Origin of the sequence: Bdellovibrio sp. HCB274 (assembly GCF_047306075.1) — a bacterium.
Classification (GTDB): Bacteria; Bdellovibrionota; Bdellovibrionia; order Bdellovibrionales; family Bdellovibrionaceae; genus Bdellovibrio.
Genome location: NZ_CP178623.1, coordinates 465223 through 485439 on the forward strand (window position 1 = coordinate 465223; position 20217 = coordinate 485439).

Sequence of the window (20217 nt, forward strand, 5' to 3'; positions counted from 1 at the left end):
GTTCTGCCCTTGACAGCAAGCGCGAATATCAGCATTTTGGGGCCTCATTAGGAGTCTTAATTGTCGCGCAATGTCATTGATCTGAAAGTCTATGATTCCAGGGATTTCCCTGCCTACCTACCAAAGCTGAATAAGCTTTACGATGACCTCTTTTCCGGGGGCAAAGGATTCCGCGCGAAATTGATTCGCATGATGGCTTCAAGCATCTCGTTGGATGGAAAAGCTGAACACCTTTTGGCTCAAACCATCGAGTTCATTCACAACGCTTCGTTGTTGCATGATGATTTGATCGATCGCTCCCATCTTCGCCGTGGCAAAACCACCGCGTGGCTAAAGTTCACACCCGAGTACGCGGTACTTGCCGGTGACTACTTACTTGCGCGCGTGATGGTGAACCTTTCCGGTCACGGCAATATCAAACTTGTTCAATACACTGCTGAAATTATCTCCGACCTTTTGGAAGGGGAGTGGTTGCAGGACTCTGTTGTCGGCGACTACTTCGTAACCCTTGAACAATTGGATCGTATTCATAATTTGAAAACGGCTTCGCTTTTTAAATGGTGTATTCGCGCTCCATTTATCGCGCAAGAACGCTATGATTCTGAGTTACATCAGATTCTGGAAGAGATGGGAACGCTGTTAGGTCAGTTGTTCCAACGCTCTGACGATCTTTTGGATTACGATATTCGTAACGAAGAAGGTAAAGCGATCTTGGGAGATCTAAAATCAGGCTACCTGAATTCCTTCGGCGCTTACGTGACGGCAGGTCGTACTCGTCAGGAAATCGATCAGATTGTTAAATCCAAAAATCTTGAGCACTACTATGCAAGCATCGGTGGCAAAGAAGCCTTCGATCAGAAAGTGGCTGCATTCGACGAAATGAACAAAGGTCTGATCGCAATGTACGACCACCACTTGGAGCGCTTGAAAAAGCATTTGAAGCCGGGTGAGGAAAAACTGATCGACCAGCTTCGTCCATTGACTGAGATTCTGTACTGGAGAAGGAAGCCTTCTTCGTGAGTGAGTTCGTCACCCTGAGTAAGAACTCTCCTCAGTTTGAATCTTATTTGCTGGGTACGTTTTCAAAAGATAAACGTGCGTTGCCGGTACAGACGTTGAATGTAAATTCCGCGGCTGAAACGGTGACGTTTAAAATTGTTCCGGTCAGCTCCCTTGAGTTTCCTCCACGCATCGTGCGCATTCTGCAAACCATGAAGATCAGAAGTTTTCTGTTCATCCTGGTTCCGCTGTTTTTGCTTTTGACCAAAAATATTGCTGATCAGACTTTGCGTGATCCAATTGCCACAGTGATTGCGACCGTCGGTTTGATCTTTGCTTTTATCTCTGTGAACTTACGCAATGATTATACTGATCATGTGCGCGGGGTCGATCGCATCCTTGAGCGCAGCGGCAGTCGCGCCATTCAAAATGGATGGACGACGGCAGCTCACATCAAAAGTCTATCCACGACATTTTTGGCATTGGCTTTTCTGTGTTCCATTCCGGTTATGATGACTTATCCCGATGTTGCCTATCTGGTTGTAGCAGCAGCGGTTATCGGTTTGTGGGCGCAGTTTCAAAAACGCATTTCCTTTAAGTATCAAATCGGCGGCGAAGTTTCGCTTTTCATGCTGTTTGGTCCGCTGTTGACCGTATCGTATCAATTGTCCATGGGTGCACCTTATGATGACGAGTCCTTGTGGATCGGAGTCGTCTGGGGTTGGGCTGTTTTGTTCGTCGTTCACCTGCGCAACTTCATCAACATTATGCCGAGTTCCCAGGCGGGTTTCCGCAATACCGTGAACTGGCTGGGCTTTGATCGTTCCCGTCGTTTGATTGCGATCTGGTGGATTGTATTCCTGGTGATTAACTTGTTCTATCACGCTGTTTACGCTGGCAAGTATTGGGGTGTTTACGTAAGCGTGGCCCTGGTTCTGTTGTCCTTTAGTTTTATCGCGAAACTAAAAGCACTTTCCAGCCCGGTTGGCGGTGATGTTCGTCAGGTCTTCAAATACGGTTTCACCTTGTTCTTATTCACTATCGGACTGTGGGTGTTTGAATGTCTTTGGTATCTGTTTCTGACCAGATAAAAAAAGTCTGCGTCGTTGCAGATCAAGCGGGCCTTGAAAAGGGCCAGCACTGGGCGCAGTTTTTAAACTGCCCGTTAAATCCCGACTCTCTTGATCCCTATTATTTCCGCTTCAATATCGAAGGCGATCGCGTGTATGTGCGCGATCAGGACAAGCGCAAACTTGAAATTGATTTCGATGAAAATCATCTGGATTACGAACGCAAAGGCCATCGCGGTAAGCAAGAGATCATCGCGAAAGCTTTGGGCGCTGCCAAAGGCTGCAAAAAGATTCTGGATCTTTCAGTCGGCATGGGCATCGACAGTGTTTTCCTGACTCAACTGGGATTTCAAGTTGTCGGTGTCGAACGTTCGCCAGTTCTATATGCGTTGCTGATAGAAGCCTTTAAGAAAACTCAAAAAGAGTATTTAAAATCTTACCAGCTTCATTTTGCCAACAGCCTGGATTTCCTGCGCGAGCAAAAGGGTAAGATTGAGATTGATTCCATATTTTTTGATCCGATGTATCCGCATAAAAAGAAGTCGTCGTTGCCCAAGCAGGAGATGGTCGTCTTCCGTGATCTTGTAGGACACGATGATGATGCGGCTGAAGTGCTAAAAGAAGCTTTGAAATGGCCAGTGCGTCGTGTGGTTGTTAAAAGACCGATTCACGCCGAGGAATTATTGCCCGGAGTGATTCACTCTTTTGAGGGAAAGGTGGTTCGTTATGATTCTTATGTGGTTGGGTAGTTTCGTCCTGATGATGTTGGGTCTGACGATGTCGCAAAAAAGTGCGGCGCAACTTTTCCAGGGTTTCCAAAAGCACTTTTTGGATAAAAATCTGGATCAGCCAAAAATGATCAAGATGTTTCAGTACTGTCTGGATGTGGTTTTGTTGGAAGTTTCCCCGCAAAAATCACTTTATGCCGGAATGGCGATGTACAACTTGCGAATTGCCGGCCTTCGTTCAAGTGCTTTGGTGATGTGTCTGTCCACGCTGGGTGCGTGGTGGGTGATTCTGCTTGGGATGTTATTTTTAAGTTTTAACGGTTCATTCTTGTTGGGCCTTTGTGCTTTGGGATTGATTTCAGTTGTGATGACGCCAAAGATCCGCACTGTTTTAAAGTGGATTGTGGGCACGGGGATTTTTTTGATTGGCGGGGAGTTGATGCTTAAAAATTCCAGCGTGCTTATCATGGCCTTGGGACAAACTGATTTCGCCTTCTTCCTGGCTGACGGGCGCTTTCCCGCAGTTCTATCGATTTTACTGGCAGCCATTGCGATCAGCTTTGTGGTGCGCGTGGAATTTTGGTCCATGGCTTTGGCTCTTTCCTTGGTTTTTGTAAATGTCATCTCCCTCAATGGCGCTATCGCTTTGCTTGCGGGTGAACGTATCGGTCGCATGTTACTATTCTGGTGGCACTCAAGATCTTTGAACCAGGATTGCCGACGTGTGGGCATGCAGTTTACATTGGTATCTATCCTGGGTGTCGTACTGGGTCTGTTATTGGCGGGTGAAGTTCGTGTCACCATGAATATGGGATACTCGGCGGAAATGACTGGCTATCAGGAGAAATCCCTGCAGCTGATGATTTTATTCATGATCATCCTGGGCGTACAGTTTGTAGCACAAATGGTATGGGGTCACTTCGGTGGCAACTCGAAGGTAGATGAAATTCAGGATGCAGAATACATTTCCGATGTATGGCTGACCGAAGAATTTGCTTCGGTTGGAACGTTATCCTGGGCAAAATCAAAGCTTCACAAACGCTTAAGTGAAGTGCGCTATCACCTGCAGGGGTTGGGAACGCTGCAAGAGGGGCAAGTGCCAGCGCATATTCAAGAACGCCTAAAGATGGAAGAGCAAAAGCTTTCGCATCTTGAGTCCCTGATGGTTTTATCTCAGCAATAATCAACTTTTTGTTTCCAAAAATGGGCTCCTGTCTATATTTTGGCCGCCTCACTTGGCATTAAGTGAACTCTCCTCGTGGTCCGTTGGTTGCATACTGGTTACTCCAATCAATGAATCATTAAATCAGTGGAGTGTTTCACGATGCCCACGCAGGAAGGAATCACAATGAAAAGTCTTTTATTTGTTCTGGTAACAGCTTTGTCCATGAACGCGATGGCGATTGAAATCACAACCACAGTAAAACTTAGCCAAAAAGAGGCTGCAGAGTCTGAGTATAACAAAATCCTGGATGCAGCTGTTGATGATGCTGCTATGTTTATCGCAACAGATGGCGAAGTTCTTGGGCCAAACCTGGCGAGAGCTCTTGAATCTGTTCGTTACGTGAACAGAACAACAGCACCTGATATGAAGATCGCTGAAGAAATTCTGAATCGTAAAAAATAGGTCTTAAAACTTATTTGAGTTCTTTAAAAAGCCACCCCTCGGGTGGCTTTTATTTTGAGTTGGGCTAAGCAAAAGTGCAGCCCAAAAGCGGCACCCTGACCAAATCTCCAGCAATCTAAACACTTTAAAAGCGATTGGTTCTATCTGAGACTCTGCCTGCATGGCAGGGAGTTTGTAGGCATTTGTATATGCTTAAAAAACCCGCTTTCAAATATTTTATCGCCCTGTCCCTGCCATTGCTAACCACGGTGTCAGCCCATGCGTTTGAATACCGGGTGGTGACGCCTTTGACTCCTGTGCAAAAAACAGCGGTTCAGGCTTTGCTGAAAGAGGCAGATCAAAAACTTCCTGAAACTTTGAAATCGGCACTAAGCACAGTCGACATCCGCTTCGACAAACTTCCTTCTTTTGGTATGAGTTCCGCTATGGGCTCCGCAAGCTATAGCCGCAGGGATCTGACGTTGGATACCAGCACGCTGGCTGAAATCGTTAAAGGCCCAAATAGCTCCACTAAAACCAACCGTACTCACAAAACAAAGTATCAAGAGATTCTGGCAACAGTCCTGCACGAGACAACTCACTTGTATGACTTTGCCAACGTCCACAGTGATTCTGAAAAAGAGATGATCAGACGCTGTGACACTAAGTTTGCCAAATCCAAAGAAGAGCGCATTCAAAACGGTTCGCGCCCTTACGCTTGTAAGTACTATGAAAACATGACGACTTCGTTCTCTAAAAATCCGTACTTCCTGCAGGTTGCGGGTTGGGCTGGTCAGCCCGAGAATGGTTTGAATCAACGTACGCCAGATACGTATGAAATGAAAAATCCATTGGAATACCTGTCTGTCAATATGGAGTACTTCCTTTTGGATCCCCAGTACAAATGCCGCCGTCCTGGTATGTACAAAGTATTAAGCGGTCATTTCAGACATGTTCCGTTTAAGGATGTCACTTGCAACCGTGAATTGGGTTACGTGGTTCCAAACAATGGTTCCAGCATGGCCGAAGTATTCACTATCGATCCATCCCGTGTGTATCAAGTGCACTACCTTTTCGCAGAAAAAGGCAGCGAGCTTTCTGCGGGTTGGGGACACGCGATGATGCGTTTGATTGTGTGCTCGCCACAGCGTAAATTTGTAGGGCCTGATTGCCTTCGCGATATCGAACATCACCTGGTGCTAAGTCACCGTGCTTTCGTGGATTCATTGCAGTTAAATGCCTGGGCTGGAATGGTGGGCGACTATGATTCCCGCCTGTTTATCCTGCCGTTAAGTCAGGTGATCGACGAGTATCCCAAAGGACAGTTCCGTGCACTTCGCAGCTTGCCACTGGCTTTAACTCGCCAACAGATCACGGATTTCATCACGCGCTCTGTAGAGATCCACTGGGAATATAATGGTAAGTATAAGTTTATCACTAACAACTGCGCGACTGAGACATTGGATTTGTTGCAATCCGTATTGTTGTCGCCAGCCATGATTAATACTGAAATCAAAACACCAAAAGGCCTGTATGACGTATTGTTGAAACAGGGTTTGGGTAATGAACGCGTGTTCTTTGATAAAAAATCAGCCTTGGAATTGGGTTACTACTTCGACTCTTACGAAGAACGTTATACTAAAACGTTTGCGATTGTTCAGGATGCGGGTTTGACCAGCGCCAAGGACTTTAAGCAATGGATTGATTCGGCAGCGAGCTATCGCAACGACATCATCAAGCGCATTGATAAGACTCAGCCAGAAGCCAAGAAGATCACGGCAGCGATGTTTGTTTTGGAGCTTGCGGCAAGAAGATCCGTACAGAACTCCATTAACAATGCGATCGTTAGGTATTTGAACGAAGCAAGCTCGCCGGTGGGCGCGGGTGATAAGAAGCAAGCGGCGGATAATTTCTTAAATCTATCAAGCATGTTTGCGAAACCGGCGGAATTTTTGCCGACGGATCACGGTTATGGTCTGCCAGATCAGGAAGAAATGCTAAGCGCTAAATCCAGAATTGAGCAAAGCGCTGCGAGCGGAGATCAGTTGGCCAAAGAGACAAAAAAGATTGTGGATAAATGGACCGACGCCGCCTTGTTGAAGGAAGTCGAAACCAATAACGAAAATATTAAATTGTTACAAGAACTGCTTCGAGCGAAGTAGGAAAGGGTGAACCCATGAAAAAGACCGTACTGACTGCAATCATTTTCCTTTCAGGTGTTTCTGCGATGGCGCAATATTATCCGGGTCCTGTGCCGCCTCCCGCTCCAGGTCCGGTTTACTATCCTCCTCCACATCATGGTGGTGGCGGTTACCATGGCGGTCGTTCCAATGAGGACGAGGCTATGTCAGCGATGAGTGCTGCGACGGGTGCAATGTTCTTGTCCTTGGCAAGTATCTGCTCCACAGGTCCAGGCTGCTACCACAAAGTGGTTAAGCAAGCTCAGGAAGACGCTGCTTTGTATGAAGTGGATGGTACGCGCACGGCTTTGTTGGTTCGCGCAGTTGAATTGTTGCGTGAAAATGCTCCAGCTGGCAAAACAGAGGCGCAACTTTTGGAAAGCATCAGAGAATTTAAAGTTCAGGAATAGGGCACAGACCCGACTAAGGACCGAGTCAGGAATCACAGCCTGACTCGGCCGAAAAACCTATCTAATATAAGAGCGTTATGTCGAATGATCCTAACGCTCTCAAAGAACGCATTTCCGATTTAGAACATGAACTCGCTGTTAAAGAAGCCGAGGTTCATCGTTATCGTCTTGAGCTGGGCAAAGCCAATCAGGCACTCGAGAAAATGATCATGCAAATGAGCCAGGAACTGAAGATGGCTCAAACTCTGCAAAAGAAGTTGTCTCCGACAGAGCTTCCCAATGTTCAGGGCTTTGAATTCAGCACCAAATTTTTGCCAGGCACGCGTTCAGGTGGCGATTACTTTGATATCTTCGAACATGAAGACAAACTCAAGTTTGGGATCCTGATTTCTAGTGCGACGGGCTACTCGCTATCGTCCATGCTTCTATCCGTTATCATTAAAATTTCATCTCAGATGGAAGCGCGCCGTGGCCTTGAAGCTCACAAAGTAGTGGGTATATTGGCTAAAGACGTTGTTCCAAATATCACGAACGAAGATCGCGCGAATATTTTTTACGGGATCGTCGATCGACGCAGTTATGAATTTCAGTATTGTTCAGTCGGCGACATCGATGGTTTTCACCAGATCTACGGCAAGGAAGGTCTTTCAGAGCTTGTTGCTACAGGACCGAGCCTTGGTAAGGATTTTAACACGGAGCCTCAAAGTCGCACAGTGCAACTGAATCCCCGTGATAGACTGATTATGGCTACTGAAGGGCTTAAAAACTCCCAAAACTCCTTGGGAGTGGGCTGGGGTGGGCACAATTTGATGGATGCCATATCAAAGGCGCCACGTCAGGGTGTTCACGAGCTGCGTAACGAGATTCTGTATTTGAATCAACAGTACACCGGCAAAGAAGATCCCGTTCGAGATCAGACTCTGATCGTCACTGAGGTGAAGGATCGAGTGATCAAGCTTGCCAAGAACTAGCTGTTTTTATATGACTTATTTTATTCTACTTCCACTGGAAAGGAACCCCACATGGCTGAAGTAAATATCTACGAAGGCGCTTTAGATAAAGGTCTTGAAGGCGTAGTTGCTTGTACAACGAAAGTATCTTTCATCGTTGGCGATAATCTTAATTTCCGCGGTTACACAATCGACGATTTGGCTGCGAACTCTACATTCGAAGAAGTTACTTACCTTCTTTGGAATGACAAACTTCCTACAGCTGCAGAATTGGAAAAGTTCTCCAAAGAACTTCACGCTGAAATGGCGTTGTCTCCAGACTTTATCAAAGTATTGAAAGGCATCCCAACTGACGTTCACCCAATGGGTTGGTTGCGTACGGCTGTTTCTTTGATGGCTCACTACGATAAAGATGCAAACGACATGTCTGCTGAAGCGAACCTTCGCAAATCTGTTCGTTTGACTGCGAAAATGGGAACTCTTCTTTGTGCATTCGATGCAATCCGCAAAGGTAAAGAGCCTGTAGCTCCTAAAACAGACAAATCCATGGCTTGGAACATGATGTACATGTTGGCTGGCGGCAAAGAGCCAAACGCTGAACACGTAAAGGTAATGGACACTTGCTTGATCCTTCACGCTGACCATGAGTTGAACTGCTCTGCTTTCGCAACTCGCGTAACAGCTTCTTCATTGTCTGATCTTCATTCTGCAATCGTATCTGCAATCGGCGCCCTTAAAGGTCCTTTGCACGGTGGTGCGAATGAGCAAGTGATCCTGATGCTGCAAAAAATCGGTACAATGGACAAAGCTCAACAATTCGTGAAAGACGCTCTTCAAGCGAAAGAAAAAGTTATGGGTATCGGTCACCGCGTTTACAAAAACGGCGATCCTCGTGCTCGTATCCTTCGCACTATGTCTGAAAAATTGACTAAAGCGGCTGGCATGGAAACTATGTATCAAATGTCGACTTTGATCGACGATACTATGTTCAACGAAAAAGGTTTGATGCCGAACGTGGATTTCTACTCTGCGACTGTGTACTTCTCTATGGGTATCCCAACTGATTTGTTCACTCCAATCTTCGCAGCGTCCCGTATCTCTGGCTGGTGTGCACATGCATTCGAGCAATACGCGAACAACCGTATCTACCGTCCTCGTGGTAAATGGGCTGGTAAAGAAGGTTTGACTTGGAAACCTGCTAATCAAAGATAGTTTCAAAATTCCGACCCTTGTCGGAGCTGAAAAAACTTAAGCCTGCAAAGGGAGTCCACAAGACTCCCTTTTGCTTTTGTCTCTCTACAAATCACACGTTTAGATTTCGAAATTTTCTGGTCCACAGCCTTGCTGAACCTAACAATCTCCCTTTGGGGGTAAGAATATAGAGTTAGAGGAAGGAGAAACCATGACAAAGCACTGGAGAAGTCTTCTCGGTTCGTTGATCGCCTTGAGTCTAATCGCAACATCGGATGCGGACGCTCAATATGGAGCCGAGCTGCCATATCAGCAACAGGAAGTGGAGATCAATCCTTCAGACTATGTTCCTTTATTCGCTAATATGTCTGTGGATGATATTCGCACGGCAGTATTGAAATCCTGGGTGCACGGAATTAATCCGGTTTATTACTGGCGACCTGATATGGAAAAAGCCTATCAGAATGGCGGGGCCACAGCACCGGGTTTGAAGGCCAAGGCCGACAACTATTATCTCCGTTTGTTACAGGATATATCCATCGGCAGTGTAAATCCGGTGGATGTGGGAAACGATATCAAATTCGTGAAAAAGAACTTTATATCCACTCGCTATCTGCAAATGCTGGTGAATGCCAGCGGCAATCGTCCAGACCTGGTTATGGATAGTCTTGCTCCGCAAAACCCTCCGTATAACTCCCTGAAAGCGGCTATGGCCAAAATATATCCGGCTTGTTCTGATGGAACCTGGGCGCCACTAAAACCTCTTAAGAAATCATTGAAACTAAATACAAAAAATCCCGCTGTGGTGGATATCAAAAAACGTCTGAGTCTTTTGGGTTATCCGATTACAAACTTTGACGAGACTTTCGATAAAGAGTCCGTACTTGCGATCAACGATATTCAATGGAATCTTCACTGGCGTCCTGACGGAGTGTTGTCACCGGGTGGACGTACGTGGAAGTTTCTAAGTGTTTCCTGTAAAGATCGCACCCGCCAAATGCAGGCCGACATGGAAAAGATGCGCTGGTTTCCGCAGACTTTTCCTGAACGCTATATTTTCGTGAATACCGCGATGACTTACTTTGGACTTGTGGATCGTACACAGCCTGAACGCTTTACGATGGCCTTTAAATCTATAAGTGGTCGTCCCGAAAGAAAAACGCCGACCATGGCGGACTCTGTGGTGCGGGTTATTTTAAATCCATTCTGGGTGGTGCCGCCGACGATTTTCATCGAAGACAAAGTCGAGGAAATCAAGAAGCTAAATCAGTGGGAGATCAATCGCTACTTTGATTCCCATAATTATGAAGTGTGGAATAAAGAATTCACCAAGCGCCTTGATCCCGCAAGTATTGACTGGTGGTCGATTGGGGCAGGTGCCGACGCGAATATCTATATCCGCCAAAAACCTCACTTGGGAAATGCCCTGGGAATTGTGAAGTTCGAACTGACGAATTCATTTTCGATTTACCTGCATGACACCAATCAACGGGAACTGTTTTCTCAAGCGAACCGCCAGTTAAGTTCGGGATGTATCCGCCTGGAAAAACCGCTGGATCTTGCAGAATACTTATTGCGCGGGACAGAATGGGATAGACAGGCTATTGAAAATACTGTGGCAAAACCAGGACAGGTCATGACCCGGGATACAAAAATCAGAATCAATCAGCCCGTGGCTGTCTATATAGGATTTATTACTTCGCAAATGTTTGCAGACCGGGTGATCCGCTTCGCTGATGACTCGTACGAGCAGAATTCCAAAGTGTTGTCCCTGATGCGAGCGCCTTTTTAAAGGCGCTCTGGGTTCTTTCGGTTATTTGCTGTTGGAGCGAATGACGACCGTTGGGATCGAATTCAGTTTGATAGTGTCGCGGGCAGTGCTGCCCAGGAAAGCTTTTACGAAAGCACTGCGACCATGAGTTCCCATTACCAGATAGCGATAGCCACCTTTACCTGATTCCGCAAGGATCGCGGCTTGGGAGTTCGGTTTATTATCGTCGATTTTAAAAGAGCACTTAACGCCATCCGCTTTGAATAGTTTTACTTTTTTCTGAAGCGATTCCTTGGTTTTTGCACTCAAAGTGTTGATGGTGCCTTGATCAATTAAATTAGTTCCAGACATCGCCGCATACTGATCAGCAATTCGCAAGGTTTCGACCGACGAGTAAAATAAGACGACCTCAGCCTTTATCAGCTTTGCCAGCTTTTTAGCATACGCTTCGGCGCGACGGCTGTTTGCCGTCAGATCCGTAGCCACCAGGATTTTTCCAGAAGTAGGGGCCTTAGTAACTTTCGGTCCCACCACCATCACAGGAACGACAGCATTTCTGACGATTTCCTCGGCCACACTGCCCAGAAAGAATCTTTCCAATCCTTTTTTGCCGTGGCTTCCCAGCACAATCATCCCCGGAACCGGAGCCGTCGTTTCCAGACGGAAAATTTCATCTACCGGATTCCCATAGGCTTCGACGATTTGAATTTTGGGATTGTCTTGTCGTGCTTGATCCAGAGTCTTGCGGATTTTCTCGCGGTCTGAAGTTTTCAGGGTGATATCAATCGGATTTTGCACATAGAGAAGTTTAATGGGAGCGTTAAGCTGTTCCGCCAGGGAAACTCCACACCGTCTTACAAGTTCGGATCGTTTTCTTGCGCCAGGAGTTAGATCCAATACATCATCGGCAATTAACATATACTTGCTCGCCATAAACACCTCCACTCATTATTGTACTCCTTGTCAGAAATGAATGTCATTGCCTGAATTTTGTCTCACTTCTATACTTTGGGGGCGAAAGAAAAGGGGAGCATATGGCTTCAGTATTTACGAAAATTATCAGTGGTGAATTTCCTTGTTACAAAATCTATGAGGACGATAAAATTTTGTCCTTCCTGGCGTTAGATCAGGTGAATTTGGGTCACACACTGGTAATTAGCAAAGAAGAAATCAATCATTGGACCGAAGTTCCACCGGAGACTTATGCGCATCTGCATAAAGTTTCTCAGAAGATTGGAAAAGCAATTTTAAAAGCTTCCGGTTCTCCGCGAGTGGGTCAGATGGTGGCAGGTTTTGAAGTTCCTCATTATCACCTTCATTTGATTCCGGCGTGGTCTATTCCTGATTTGGATTTCAAAAAAGCTCAACGTCGTTCTGATGCTGAAATGAAGCAAATCCAGCAGGAAATCATCAAACATCTGGGGTAAGTCATGAAAGACGGTAAGTTACCGGTCAGCGGGGCTATCTATAAGCACTACAAAGGCAAATTCTATCGGGTGATCGGAGTGGGAAAACACTCAGAAACGCTTGAAGACATTGTGTTGTATGAATGTCTTTATGAAAACTCTCTGGGGCGTCTGTGGGCAAGGCCTTTGGAATTGTGGTCAACACCGATTGAGGTCGATGGCAAAACGGTCCCCAGATTCGAATTCCAGTACGAATAAAAAAGGTACGGACACACTTTCTCCAACAGTTGGCATGTGCCATTGTTGGAGAAAGTGTGTCCGTACCTTTTGAAGAACTATTCTGGGATTTGGCAAGTTACTTCTAGGAGGATATCTCTTCTCCAAATGGTATTCACGACAGAATCACCAGCTTTAACCAAGGTAGCATCTGCGTAGTAGCGGCCTTCACCTGCGATGTCGAAAATTTCCAGAGAAACGCGGCTGCCATCATTATTGCGGATACGGAAGCTATAGCCATCAATGTCACCAATTTTTCCGTAACCATTCAGTGTTGGCTTGATAACAGATTCCAAAACCTGATCATTATTTTCCGTTACAACGCAGGATACTTTTAGATCTGTGGCGTTAGCGGATGCGCCCACCAGGATCAACAAAGCTGCCGTAATGAGTGTTTTCATAGTTCCTCCTTGAACATACTAATTCGCAAATCTCCGACTCCGTCGGAGTGGGTCTGTCATTCTTACAAGGGGCTGTCTTTTCTTCTCAACTCGTTCTCAGTTGGCAGTCAGGACAGGTCGTTTTGGGAGACGAAATTGACGTTTGTTAAGGTCACCTATATGACTCCGCAAGCCCTTACAAATATCTTTGCAGGCCTTGGCCCCAGAGAGAACAGATTAAAATGACCCCGCATTCGTTCCGGTCGTTGCTCTAGTCTTGTTCGGGCAGTCAATCAGCAGGAGATGAAAATGAAGAACCTAAAGTTAATGATCGCTGCCATCGCCCTTCTTATGGGTGGCAAAGTTTTCGCGGCAAACAATCAGGAAATCATCAGCCATATTTCTTATAACGTAATTGCTGCAACTTATGTTGAATTCGCTCACGCAACAGTTTCTCTTAAACAAGCTGTTGATATGTTCGTACAAAATCCTAATGAATCGACATTGGCACAAGCACAAGCCGCTTGGCGCGGGGCCCGCATGCCTTGGGAATCTTCTGAAGCCTTCCTTTTCGGACCGGTAGATTCTTTGGGAATTGATCCAATGCTTGATACCTGGCCTTTGAACAGACAGGATCTGGATTCTGTCTTGGCTTCCAGCTCTCCAATTACAACTGATATGATTCGCAGCCTGGGAACAAATCTTCAGGGCTTCCATACTTTGGAATACTTGTTGTTCGGTGATGGGGTACAAACAAATTCCCGTCCTTTGTCCCAGTTCACACAAAGACATTTCGAGTACCTGAAGGCTGCTGCCCAATTGGAAATGGAATACGCGGTTGCTTTGGCAAACTCCTGGACAACTCATTACAATCCTGAAGACGCTTCCACTCCGGGTTACGTTGTGATCTTCGCCCAACCGGGTGCAAACAATCCATTCTACACTTCCGATGCGGCAGTGATGGAAGAGTTGGTTAACGGCATGATCGCAATTGCTGATGAAGTGGCAAATGCAAAAATTGCGGAACCAATGGGTGCAGATATTAACTCAGCGAACTCGGGTTTGATTGAGTCTCCGTTCTCCTGGAACTCCTTGAATGACTATACTTTCAATATCCGTTCGATCTACTCTGTGTACACAGGTACTTACAGAACATCCAAAGGCCCTGGTATAAAAGCCATGGTTGAGCGTCACAATCCACAACTGGCTCAACAAATTGAACAACAAATTCTGGCTTGCATGCAGTTGATTCAGGCGATTCGCCCGGCAGGCGGCGGTGACTTGGGTCAGGCTATTCTGACTGTGGATGGTCGCGCTCGTGCAACTCAAGCAATGGAAGCCCTGAATCAGCTTCAATCCGTGTTGCAAACTCAAGTACTTCCGTTGGTGGATAAAAACTAATATGAAAGCTCCGGCATTGTTTTTCGCGTTTCAAATGTTATTTGCGGGAGCTGTTTATGCAGCACCTGCTGTTGATATGGACTATGTAAACGCGGTGATGTCGGGAGGCGACACCACGGTGATTTTTAAGCGGGAATCCGTTCAGGCTTTCCGCAATCCCGCAGCAAATTTGTCTGAAGAGGAAATCCGTCGTCACTTTACAGGCGATGCACTTTTTGAAAGAAATTTTTCTGATGATCCGTCTCGCGCGGATCACGGGTTAGGTCCGGTTTTCAATAATACCAACTGTAATGCCTGCCATGCCAAAGATGGGCGCGGCGCACTTCCAATTCTGCCTATCGGTCAGGAAAAAGTTTTGCTTCGTCAGAACGAGGCTGTGTTCCTGCGTATCAGTATTGAATCCGCGATTAAGCAGGCGAAATCACCTGCCAATAATTGGGGAGCACCAACTCCGGTTCCGGGTTTTTCTGATCAGTTGTTTCATCTGGGTTCATTGGGAGTTCGTCCTGATTTACCAGGTGCCGGCCAGGCACAAGTTTGGATGAGCTACGAACAATCCAGTTTCACTTATGAAGATGGAACTGTGGTGAATTTGCGTAAGCCGATTTTCACGGTGACTGCACCCTACGATGAATACTTCGACTCAGTAACAGGTCAGGTGCGCTCGCGTCTTTTTGAAAAAGATGTGAAAATGGGCCCTCGCATGGGAACTCCCATGATCGGATTGGGATTGCTTGAGGCGATCAAAGAATCTGATATTCGCGCTTTGGCGGCACGGGATTTAAGCGCTGAAGGCGTGCGTGGTCAGGTCAACATGGTTTTCGATATCGAAAAGTCCATGAAAGGTGACGCCTATCCGGTTTCATTGGGAAGATTCGGTTTAAAGAACAATACGCCATCAGTTTTTCATCAATCACTGGGGGCTCTTCGCGGAGACATCGGCGTTACAAACTACGCGTTTCCTCAGGAGAGCATCGCAGGTACGGCGCTTTACGATCAGTTTATGGCGACTCGCCCACCATTGCCGGAACCACAGGCCTCAAAAGAGATGGCTGACGATTTAGTATTCTATTCGCAAACTTTGGCAGTCCCTTCACGTCGTAACGTCGACAACCCGGAAGTTATCCGGGGCGCACGGTTGTTTCAGCAAACAAGTTGTACCAGTTGTCATCAGCCAAGTTTCGTAACGGGGCCTCACGCGATTTCTGCTTTTGCAAATCAGAAGATCTATCCGTTTACGGATATGCTTTTGCATGACATGGGACCAGGTTTGGCCGATGGTCGTCAGGATTTCGATGCCAGCGGCAATCAATGGAAAACGCGTCCTCTGTGGGGAATCGGGCAAACTCAGACTATCAATCCGCGCGCAGGGTTCCTGCATGATGGGCGTGCCCGTACTTTGGAAGAAGCGATCTTGTGGCACGGCGGTGAAGCCGAGTATTCCAAAAACAAATTTTCTCGTCTTTCAAAAGCCGAGCGTACCGCTTTGATTCAGTTTTTGAGATCCCTTTAATTCAAGACTTCATTCCAGTGGAATGTTGCTCCCTTTTCCGGTTACTATTGATGAAAGCCTCTATTGGGGCTGGGAAGGGGGTGGTCTTATGGTTAAAACATGTGACATAACCAAGGCGGAGGTGGCGGCTTCTTAGCCGGCTCGACCTTCGCCAAGGAATCTAGCAATTCCATAAATAAAGGCGGCTGATAAAGCCGCCTTTTCTTTTTTCTGTAATCTAAATCTAGTCCTCGCGTTTGGCTTTTTAGCCTCTTCTAAGTACTCGAAATTCCGATAAATTCACAGCTATGATGGATGATCAAAACGACGGAAACGAAATGCCGGATTTTTCTGGCTTGATAGACTTTGAGCAAATCGAAGAGGTTTCGCGCGTCTTTTTTGAAGAGTCCAAAGAAATTCTTCAGGGACTTGATGCCCAGATCATGAAGCTTGAAGATGCTCCGAATGACATTGAACAAATCAATGTTCTGTTCCGTAAAGTGCATACCATCAAAGGCAGCGTGGGATCTGTTCCGGGCGGACAGCTTCTAGCTTCCCTGTCCCATGAGTTCGAAGCATTGCTCACGCGCATTAAGCGCGAGTCGCAAACTGTTTCCAAAGAATGTATTGATCTTTTCCTGCTAAGTTCAAGATTGATGAAGCAGCTCGCAGATGCCCTTAGAGAAAAGCGTGATCTTTTCCCTGAGGAGCTAAGTGAAGTGATTGAAACCATCACTCGCTATAACGGCTTTCAATTTTCCGGTGAAGCTCCAAAAAAATCCAAGAAGCCCTCTGTCAAACCATCGACAGTTTCTGACGATGAAGATGGCGTGTGGATGTCCACCAAGCAGCTTAACGAAATGTTGCGTTTAAGTGGCGAGCTTTTGGTCCTTAAAAACTTCTTTTCAATGATGAATCAAACTGTGAACTTCCGTTCAGAGCCTGATTTGTTTGAGCGTCGTCAATCTGACTTTTCCCAAAACCTGACTAAAATCACCGACCAATTTCAAAATCAGTTGCAGGTGATTCGTAAAGAAAAAGCTGAAGAAAGCTTTCAGGGCATTCCGGTCCTGGTTCGCCAAACAGCAACTGAGCTTAATAAAACAGTGCAGCTGGAAATGACGGGCCTGGATTTCCTGATTGATAAATCATTGGCCAAAGACATCTCAGAATCCTTACTGCATCTGGTACGAAACTCCATTGACCACGGCATCGAGGACCAGTTTGAAAGAACGGTGGCAGGTAAACCCTCTATCGGGCAGTTAATGATCGAGATCTCGGATCGCAATGGCACGATCCACGTCGTGATGAAAGATGATGGTAAAGGCTTAGACCGCGAACGAATTCTGAAGCGCGCAATTGCGAATGAATTGATTAAGCCTGAAGATGCGAACACCGTATCTGATGATGAAGTTTACAAATGTATTTTTGAGCCCGGGTTTTCCACGAAAGACAAAATCACGACAGTATCCGGTCGTGGTGTAGGTATGGACGTGGTTTCCACCCTGGTTGAAAAATACGGTGGTAGTATTTCAATTGCGACCGAGCCTGGCATGGGAACAACATTCACGTTGGTCTATCCAGCGCCTTCTCACATCCTGGTGGAATCAGCCATGGTGGCAAGCTGGAATGGTTTTCAGATTGCAATACCTCTGACGGCGGTGGCTCATATTACTTCGTGCAGTACCTTGCAGTTGAATCGTATTGAACACCTTCGCTATTGTCAGTTCCATAATCAGACGATTCCGTTGTTATCGTACCAGGAGATTCGCGATGACCGGTTGCTATTGGATGAATCCGCCGTTTCGACCAGTACCGCGATCTTTGTAAGAATCAAGAACTCCATGGTCGCCTTGTTGGTTGATAGGGTTGAAGCCCAAACCGATCTGGTCGTAAAAAACTTTGGTGGCATCGTGAAAGAGCAAAAAGGCTTTAAGGGCTTCTCGGTTCTGGCAGATGAAAAAGTCACCTATATAGTGGATCCTGAACAGCTACTGGCAATGTTAAACCATAACGTCCCTATGGAGAATGCAGCATGAGTGACTTCTTTGGTGATGACTTCACATGGGAACTGAAAAAGTACTTCCTAGAGGCCACAAGCAAGGAAGTGGAATCGTTCATCGATCTTATTGATCCTTCGACATTTGCCAAGGTCACAGCTGAAATCCGCGAAGCATCTGCTTCCTGGACGGTGGATGCAAAAACCAATGAATTTACTTTCCTGGAAACCTGGCTGACTAACTTTTCTGAAAAAATAGATTCCCTGGATTCCGTCGAGCAGATGCATAAGGCCCTGGAGCTGCTGCATAAGTACCTGACAGGATTACTAAGTGAAAAGAAAGACAGCGCAGAGCTGGCGGCACACTTCCCATTGGTGGCTCAAAGCAGCCGTGAAGTGTTGTTTTTACACTGCAAAACCGGAGCTCAGGAATTTGTCGTTCCTGTCAGCAACGTGATTGAAATCAGCGGTGTGCTACCGGTTTATAAATTACCTGATTCGCGCCCGGGACTGGCGGGACTGATTCCTTTCCGTGGGGAAGCAATTCCCGTGATCGATTTGAATTCCTATGGGTTCCAGTCGGGCGAATCCAGCAAGTATTACTATGTTATCTGTGAGCATGAAGGAATGAGATTTTCACTTCGTGTGACAGAGACAGATGAATTAATAAGTTTAAAAGATCAAGATATGCAAAACCTGAGTGATCATCCAACCATGCTTTCGGTGCCTTTCATCAAACAGTTCTTTGTAAAAGACAAGCACAGTGTGATGGTACTAGACATGGAGAAATTGGTAGCATGAATTCCCACTATCTATATCCCGGTAAGTACGCAGCCTTCAAAGAAGAAACGATTATCTCCACATTGTTGGGATCCTGCGTGGCGGTGGCCATTTTTGATCCCACCACTAAAATTGGTGGATTGAATCACTACCTGTTGCCGGAAGCGCAACCGGGGGAGCGGGCCAATTCCCGCTACGGAAGTCATGCGATTCAATTGCTGATTGAGGACTGTTTACGCTTGGGCGCTAATCGCAGCCAGTTGAAGGCTAAAATCTACGGTGGAGGAAACGTTATTAGTGTCTCCTCGTTGGGTGAAGCCATCGGTTCCAGAAATATTGAATTTGCAGAAACAACTCTTCGCCAGTTGGGAATTCCTATTGTCGAAAGAAACGTCGGCGGGGAGTCCGCAAGAACAATTAAGTTTAATACGGCAACTTCAGATGTTTTGCACAATCAAACCAAAGATGGCAGCAGCTCTGAAGCACCGGTGGACGTGTCTGGATTTAAACCTTTGTCTGTCGCAAAAAGTATTAAGGTTCTTGTGGTCGATGACTCCGCAACTGTGCGCACTCTATTTACGAAAATTTTCAACCAAAGTGGTTTGGAAGTGGTCGGTGCCGCGGCCGATGCGTATCAAGCTCGCGATTTGATCGTTAATAAAAAACCTGATGTGATGACCTTGGATATCGAGATGCCAAAAATGTCTGGCGTGATGTTCCTGGAAAAAATCATGAAGCATCACCCGATTCCGGTGGTGATGGTTTCCTCCCTGGCTAACACCGGGGAAGCCGCTTTGAAATCCCTGGATCTGGGCGCGGTGGAGTTTGTACATAAACCTTCGCAGTTCGATCCTCAGGTGTTAAAGCAGTTGGCAGAAACTCTGGTCACGAAAGTGCGCGCAGCAGCTTCTGTAAATGTAATTAAGAAAATCAAGGAAAGCCCAGCACCCGAGACACGGGTTCAAACTCCGACAACGGCAGTTCGCCGGGCGGCAGAGTTGAAAGTCGTAGTTGTGGGTGGAAACTCTGGCAGTGCCGAAGCGCTGGAAAAGTTCATCACTAACTTAGCGGCCGATACTCCGCCGGTGGTGGTTTCCTGCAGCACCGTTGCAAACTTTGTGACGGCGTATATTTCTAAAATCAAGGGAACTTCCAAAGTTACTCCAGTTGTGGGGAAAGATGGGGATTTCCTAAGAATGGGGCACGTGTACTTCATTCCTTCTGAACACCATGGGAAAATCACTCCAGGTGTACAAGGCCCTATGCTGAAACTGGAAAAAGGAGCGCCTGTCGCTTCTCAGTTGCCTTCCAGCAACGTGTTATTTCAGTCGGCAGCGAACTCTTATGGAAAAGGCGTTTTCGCAGTGCTTTTGGGTGGATTTGGTACGGACGGCGTAAACGGTTTGACCGATGTGCAAAAACTGGGTGGCGCAAGCGTCGTCCAGAATCCAGCAGAAGCTCAGTTTCCATATGGACCGCAAAAAGCCATTGAACTGGGAGTGGCGGATGAGGTACTAAAAGCAGAGGCTTTGGCAGGATACTTAATGCAGTATCGAAACCAGAATCTATACTAGCTTC

Annotated in this window: 19 protein-coding genes; 17 read left to right on the top strand and 2 right to left on the bottom strand. The window is 46.5% G+C overall.

What is annotated here, in order from left to right; all coding sequences use genetic code 11:
- Positions 1-60 precede the first annotated feature (60 nt).
- The 10 genes from ACLWNV_RS02355 (at position 61) to ACLWNV_RS02400 (ending at position 10926) form a co-directional block, all read left to right on the top strand.
- Positions 61-1020, top strand: a complete 960-nt coding sequence (locus ACLWNV_RS02355; RefSeq protein ID WP_413586302.1) for a polyprenyl synthetase family protein — start codon at positions 61-63, stop codon at positions 1018-1020.
- A complete protein-coding gene (locus ACLWNV_RS02360; RefSeq protein WP_413586303.1) occupies positions 1017-2090 on the top strand; it encodes a prenyltransferase in 1074 nt (357 codons plus the stop codon). Before ACLWNV_RS02355 ends, ACLWNV_RS02360 begins: the two co-directional genes overlap by 4 nt.
- Positions 2060-2818 (top strand): class I SAM-dependent methyltransferase, encoded by a 759-nt coding sequence (locus tag ACLWNV_RS02365; RefSeq protein ID WP_413586304.1) that lies wholly within the window; start codon positions 2060-2062, stop codon positions 2816-2818. The genes ACLWNV_RS02360 and ACLWNV_RS02365 overlap by 31 nt, the downstream gene beginning before the upstream one ends.
- Complete coding sequence (locus tag ACLWNV_RS02370; RefSeq protein WP_413586305.1) at positions 2796-3980, top strand: hypothetical protein; 1185 nt, start codon at positions 2796-2798, stop codon at positions 3978-3980. Before ACLWNV_RS02365 ends, ACLWNV_RS02370 begins: the two co-directional genes overlap by 23 nt.
- Positions 3981-4145: 165 nt before the next feature.
- Positions 4146-4424, top strand: coding sequence for a DUF2388 domain-containing protein (locus tag ACLWNV_RS02375; RefSeq protein WP_413586306.1), 279 nt, complete (start codon positions 4146-4148; stop codon positions 4422-4424).
- A gap of 188 nt (positions 4425-4612) precedes the next feature.
- Positions 4613-6565, top strand: coding sequence for a DUF4105 domain-containing protein (locus ACLWNV_RS02380; RefSeq protein ID WP_413586307.1), 1953 nt, complete (start codon positions 4613-4615; stop codon positions 6563-6565).
- Between the two features lie 14 nt (positions 6566-6579).
- The gene (locus ACLWNV_RS02385; RefSeq protein ID WP_413586308.1) at positions 6580-6993 is read left to right on the top strand and encodes a hypothetical protein; all 414 of its coding nucleotides are present in this window, start codon (positions 6580-6582) and stop codon (positions 6991-6993) included.
- Between the two features lie 77 nt (positions 6994-7070).
- Positions 7071-7964: a PP2C family protein-serine/threonine phosphatase gene (locus tag ACLWNV_RS02390; RefSeq protein ID WP_413586309.1), complete on the top strand. Its 894-nt coding sequence runs from the start codon at positions 7071-7073 to the stop codon at positions 7962-7964.
- A gap of 51 nt (positions 7965-8015) precedes the next feature.
- Positions 8016-9155, top strand: a complete 1140-nt coding sequence (locus tag ACLWNV_RS02395) for a citrate synthase (protein WP_413586310.1) — start codon at positions 8016-8018, stop codon at positions 9153-9155.
- 190 nt (positions 9156-9345) lie between these two features.
- Positions 9346-10926 (top strand): L,D-transpeptidase family protein, encoded by a 1581-nt coding sequence (locus ACLWNV_RS02400; RefSeq protein WP_413586311.1) that lies wholly within the window; start codon positions 9346-9348, stop codon positions 10924-10926.
- A 21-nt stretch (positions 10927-10947) separates the two neighbouring features.
- Here ACLWNV_RS02400 and ACLWNV_RS02405 read toward each other — a convergent pair whose 3' ends face one another.
- Positions 10948-11838: a universal stress protein gene (locus tag ACLWNV_RS02405; protein WP_413586312.1), complete on the bottom strand. Its 891-nt coding sequence runs from the start codon at positions 11836-11838 to the stop codon at positions 10948-10950.
- A 101-nt stretch (positions 11839-11939) separates the two neighbouring features.
- Here ACLWNV_RS02405 and ACLWNV_RS02410 point away from each other — a divergent pair, with 101 nt between their 5' ends.
- Positions 11940-12332: an HIT family protein gene (locus tag ACLWNV_RS02410; RefSeq protein ID WP_413586313.1), complete on the top strand. Its 393-nt coding sequence runs from the start codon at positions 11940-11942 to the stop codon at positions 12330-12332.
- Positions 12333-12335: 3 nt separating this feature from the next.
- A complete protein-coding gene (locus ACLWNV_RS02415; RefSeq protein ID WP_413586314.1) occupies positions 12336-12569 on the top strand; it encodes a DUF1653 domain-containing protein in 234 nt (77 codons plus the stop codon).
- A gap of 77 nt (positions 12570-12646) precedes the next feature.
- Here the strand turns inward: ACLWNV_RS02415 and ACLWNV_RS02420 are convergent, their stop codons facing one another.
- Positions 12647-12988, bottom strand: coding sequence for a hypothetical protein (locus ACLWNV_RS02420; protein WP_413586315.1), 342 nt, complete (start codon positions 12986-12988; stop codon positions 12647-12649).
- A gap of 288 nt (positions 12989-13276) precedes the next feature.
- On the opposite strand from ACLWNV_RS02420, the gene ACLWNV_RS02425 reads away from it, so the two are divergent.
- From ACLWNV_RS02425 to ACLWNV_RS02445, 5 genes are all read left to right on the top strand, one after another.
- Positions 13277-14368 carry an imelysin family protein gene (locus tag ACLWNV_RS02425; protein WP_413586316.1) on the top strand — a complete coding sequence of 364 codons (1092 nt, stop codon included), beginning with the start codon at positions 13277-13279 and terminating at the stop codon, positions 14366-14368.
- 1 nt (position 14369) lies between these two features.
- Complete coding sequence (locus ACLWNV_RS02430) at positions 14370-15881, top strand: di-heme oxidoredictase family protein (protein ID WP_413586317.1); 1512 nt, start codon at positions 14370-14372, stop codon at positions 15879-15881.
- Positions 15882-16168: 287 nt separating this feature from the next.
- Positions 16169-17899, top strand: a complete 1731-nt coding sequence (locus ACLWNV_RS02435) for a chemotaxis protein CheA (protein WP_413586318.1) — start codon at positions 16169-16171, stop codon at positions 17897-17899.
- Positions 17896-18660, top strand: coding sequence for a chemotaxis protein CheW (locus tag ACLWNV_RS02440; RefSeq protein WP_413586319.1), 765 nt, complete (start codon positions 17896-17898; stop codon positions 18658-18660). The genes ACLWNV_RS02435 and ACLWNV_RS02440 overlap by 4 nt, the downstream gene beginning before the upstream one ends.
- Complete coding sequence (locus ACLWNV_RS02445; protein ID WP_413586320.1) at positions 18657-20213, top strand: chemotaxis protein CheB; 1557 nt, start codon at positions 18657-18659, stop codon at positions 20211-20213. Before ACLWNV_RS02440 ends, ACLWNV_RS02445 begins: the two co-directional genes overlap by 4 nt.
- Positions 20214-20217: the final 4 nt, after the last annotated feature.